We start from the raw sequence: 3251 nt of genomic DNA, 5'->3' as shown, positions 1-3251 counted from the left end.
GATCGGGTTTGCAGCCACGGAATCAGCGGTGGGCGGCCACCAGTAGCATCATCGGCCGCTCCAGCTCTTCTGCCAATGCGGGGCGGGCCTTAAGGTCATCCTCACTTGGGCCCCACTCGTCTACATGGGTCAGGGTGAACCCCGCTTGGATCAACAGCGTCAGCAACGTGCCTACCGTGCGATGCTGCTTGATCACGCCATCCGCCAACCAGTTGGTGACCCTTGGCCCTTCAATCTGATAGCTGTCCACCGGCCAACTTTTGCGCCCTTGCTCATCAATCAGCCAGCCCGGTTGCCGGGGTGCCATGAAGATCGGGTGTTCGATGGAAAACACCAACCGCCCGCCCGGGACCAACGCTTGATGGATGCGCGCGAACAGGCCTTTCAGATCGACGATGTAATGAAACGCCAATGAGCTGTAGGCCAGGTCGAAAGCGGCATCCGGAAGGTCGAGTTTTTCCAGGTCGGCGATGCCGTAGGTGATAGCCGAAGACGCAGTCATCTCCTTCGCCCGCGCCAGCATTTTTTGCGACACATCCAGCCCCAGCACCTGCTCGGCGCCCTGCTCCTGAGCCCAGCGACTGAACCAGCCGTAGCCGCAACCGAGGTCCACCACTTTCGAGCCACACATCGGCGGCAACATGGCCTGCAAAGCCGGCCACTCCGGAGCGCCGGCGAGGCCTTCTACCGAGCGGCCCATTTTGCTGTAGCCCTCGAAGAAAACCTCGGTGTCGTAGATGTTCTGGGTCATGACGTTGCTCCGTGCTGAATGGCGACTATTCTGCCGAATCAGCCCGCGCTCAACAACGTATCCACTTCAGCCGTGCCCGGTGAGGTTGCCGGCCCCCAGCGCGTGACCGCCAATGCTGCCGCCGCATTGGCGCGACGTGCCGCGACAGCTGGCGCCAAACCATTGGCCAGGCCGGCGATAAACACCCCGGCGTGAGCATCACCCGCACCGTTGCTGTCCACCGCCTTGACCTTGAATCCCGGCACATGCTCGGCCTTGCCGTTACGGCTGACCCAGCAGCCATTCGGTCCATCGCGAACCACCAGCAAGGTGCCGGCGGGCAGGTGCTCGTTGAGTTTGAGCAATGCCCCCGCGAGATCGCTGGCGCCGGTGAATGCCAGGGCTTCCGGACCGTTGCTGGTCCAGATGTCGATACGCGGCAACAAGGTGACCATCAAGGCCGAGTCCGGCGCCTTCACCAGCGGGCCCGGATCGAACACCACCGTGATCTGGCGCGGCAACGCCAACAGCCAATCGAGCAACGCTTGGGCCTTGCCCTCCAGCAGCAAGCTGTAGCCGCTGACGTACACATAGTCATCGGCGTTGGGTACCGCGCTGGCCAGGTCTTGCGCGAGCAAATCACCTTCGGCGCCGATATGGGAAATGAAGGTACGCTCGGTAGTGGCTTCGGTCAGGGACACACACAGGCCGGTGTCCTTGTCGTCGCTCGCAGCCAGGGCCATTTCAATGCCCTCGGCCTGCATTGCCGCGCGTGCCAGGTCACCAAAGCGGCCGCTGCCATGGCGGCCCAGGTAGACCACCGGCAAGCCGTTGCGTCGGGCGGCGGCCATCACGTTGAAGCCGCCGCCGGCTTCGAAGCTGGCGGAATTGGCCAATACATCGCCGCCGGTGGCGGGCAATGTGTCGAGGGACATGACCAGGTCGACGATGACCTGGCCGCTGTGCAGCAATCTAGACATTAGCGCTCTCTACCAAAGCCGGACGACGATCAGTCGCGCCACCCAGTACCGCATAAATCCCACCGGCCACCAGGAAGGTGACGATCCAGCCCAGGCCGTTATGGCCCAGCCACGAATCGGACAACGGCCCGGCGAACCAGATGTTCTCGGCCGTGGTGCCGATGGTGGTGAAGCTGAAGCCCAGCACAATCGCAATCGCCCAGGCGCCGAACGCACGCCATTCAACCCCGCCGCGGTACCAGTAGGCGCTGCTTGGCGTCACGTCCAGCAGGTCTTTGGGGCTGTAGTAGTGACGATGGATCAGGTCGACCACAAAGATCCCGACCCAGGCGGTGATTGGCACCGCCAGCAACGAGATGAAAGTGATGAACGGACCATAGAAACTGTCGGCGATCAGCATGAAGTAGATCGAACCGGCGAAGATCGCGACGATGTCAACGATCACCGCGTGCACGCGCTTGACCTTCAAGCCGAGGGTCAAGGTGGTGAGGCCCGCCGAGTACACCGACAGGTTGTTGGACAGCAGCAGTCCGCCAAACGCGGTGATCAGGTACGGCACCGCCATCCAGGTCGGCAGCATGTCGCGAATCGCGATGATCGGGTCAGTGGCCGACGCCAGGTCGTTGTTGCCCACCGACAGCAGGCCGCCGAGGGTGATCAACAGCGCCAGCGGAATCCCCGCACCGAAGGCGGCAGACGCCACCAGGCGCACGGCCTTGACGCTGCGGTGCTGGTAACGCGACATGTCGGCACCGGCGTTGGCCCAGCCGATACCAGTACCGGCGGCCATGGTGCCGATGCCGATGATCATCGCGCTCAACGGCGCAGGCGTGGCGTTGAACACCGCGCTCCAATCGATGGTGGCGCAGAGGAAACCGCCCACCAGGATATTCAGTGCGCCGAACACGTAGGTGGCCCACTTCTGGATCACCAGCAAGGTGGCGTGGCCCAGGCCCGATACGGCGAGGGTCAGCAGCACGAAAATGCCGATAAACAGCAGGGTCAGTACCGGCGCGCTTTTGGCGGCAACCGGCGAGTTGAACAGGATCGAGCACAACGACAGCAGCACGAATGCCGCGGTGGTGGTATTGACGGTTTCCCAGCCCAGGCGCGACATCAGTGACACCAGGGTCGGGCCGATATTGCCGCGTACGCCGAAGATCGCCCGGGACAGCGTCAAGCTCGGGGCACGGCCACGACGGCCGGCGATGGAGATGATGCCGACCACCGCAAACGAACCGGCGGCGCCGAGGATCGCGACGATGATCGCCTGCCAAATTGCCAGGCCGCGAAACGCCACGAGGGTCGCGCCCAACGGCAAGCCGAGGATGCTGATATTGGCCGCAAACCAGACCCAAAAGAGTTGCAGCGGATGGCCGTTGCACTCCCCTTCCGGGACCGGCTCGATGCCGCGTGTTTCCAATTGCCCGGCGCTTTGGCCGGAAGAGGACGTACTCATGGTGGGGTGCTCCTGATGCCTGTTTTTTTGTGGTTGTGGCAGGTTGGCAAGTTGAATCTGTGTTCCGGTCTTCCTGACTCGA

General features: G+C 62.9%; 3 protein-coding genes. All 3 read right to left on the bottom strand.

Annotated elements, in window-relative coordinates:
- Window positions 1-22: 22 nt before the first annotated feature.
- From SNL23_RS25200 to SNL23_RS25190, 3 genes are read right to left on the bottom strand one after another with little or no spacing between them, the layout of a single operon-like run.
- Window positions 23-751, bottom strand: coding sequence for a class I SAM-dependent methyltransferase (locus SNL23_RS25200; protein ID WP_318303950.1), 729 nt, complete (start codon window positions 749-751; stop codon window positions 23-25).
- Window positions 752-789: 38 nt separating this feature from the next.
- Entirely contained in the window at window positions 790-1710 is a 921-nt protein-coding gene (locus SNL23_RS25195) for a PfkB family carbohydrate kinase (protein ID WP_318303949.1), read from the bottom strand.
- Window positions 1703-3169: a purine-cytosine permease family protein gene (locus tag SNL23_RS25190; RefSeq protein ID WP_318303948.1), complete on the bottom strand. Its 1467-nt coding sequence runs from the start codon at window positions 3167-3169 to the stop codon at window positions 1703-1705. The genes SNL23_RS25195 and SNL23_RS25190 overlap by 8 nt, the downstream gene beginning before the upstream one ends.
- Between the last annotated feature and the right edge of the window lie 82 nt (window positions 3170-3251).

The sequence above is a fragment of the Pseudomonas sp. SED1 genome, assembly GCF_034044025.1.
Classification (GTDB): domain Bacteria; phylum Pseudomonadota; class Gammaproteobacteria; order Pseudomonadales; family Pseudomonadaceae; genus Aquipseudomonas.
Note: the sequence above shows the minus strand (reverse complement) of the source record. Positions and strands in the feature narration are given on the sequence as shown.

What these genes read in the sequence shown, in the direction of transcription:
- SNL23_RS25190 (WP_318303948.1), bottom strand. Translation starts at nt 3,169, where the DNA reads ATGAGTACGTCCTCTTCCGGCCAAAGCGCCGGGCAATTGGAAACACGC.
- SNL23_RS25200 (WP_318303950.1), bottom strand. Translation starts at nt 751, where the DNA reads ATGACCCAGAACATCTACGACACCGAGGTTTTCTTCGAGGGCTACAGC.
- SNL23_RS25195 (WP_318303949.1), bottom strand. Translation starts at nt 1,710, where the DNA reads ATGTCTAGATTGCTGCACAGCGGCCAGGTCATCGTCGACCTGGTCATG.